Source organism: Bacillus sp. SIMBA_008 (assembly GCF_046535495.1).
Lineage (GTDB): Bacteria > Bacillota > Bacilli > Bacillales > Bacillaceae > Bacillus > Bacillus subtilis.
In genome coordinates this window covers 1-272 of sequence record NZ_JAWRWL010000449.1, presented here as the reverse complement: position 1 = coordinate 272, position 272 = coordinate 1, and the positions used below count along the sequence as shown (strand labels likewise).

The 272-nt window shown below is 72.1% G+C and carries 1 protein-coding gene; it reads left to right on the top strand.

The window, feature by feature from the left end:
• Positions 1–272: glycogen/starch/alpha-glucan phosphorylase (locus SB658_RS23970; RefSeq protein WP_410602834.1), on the top strand; the 272-nt coding region annotated here is incomplete at both ends.

Genomic DNA, 272 nt, shown 5'->3' with positions numbered 1-272 from the left:
CGAATCGATGGCGACCATCGGCCTCCCCGCGTTCGGCTACGGTCTGCGCTACGAGCGCGGCCTGTTCCGCCAGTCGTTCGAGGACGGCCGCCAGGTCGAGCACCCGGACGAGTGGCTGGGCGACGGATCCCCGTGGGGCCTCGCGAAGCCGGCCGACGCGTACCGGGTGTCGTTCGGCGGATCCGCCGACGGCGAGACCTGGAACCCGGCGACCTCGATCGTGGCAGGTGCCTTCGACACTCCCGTCGTCGGGTACGGCGGCCGGTGGGTCA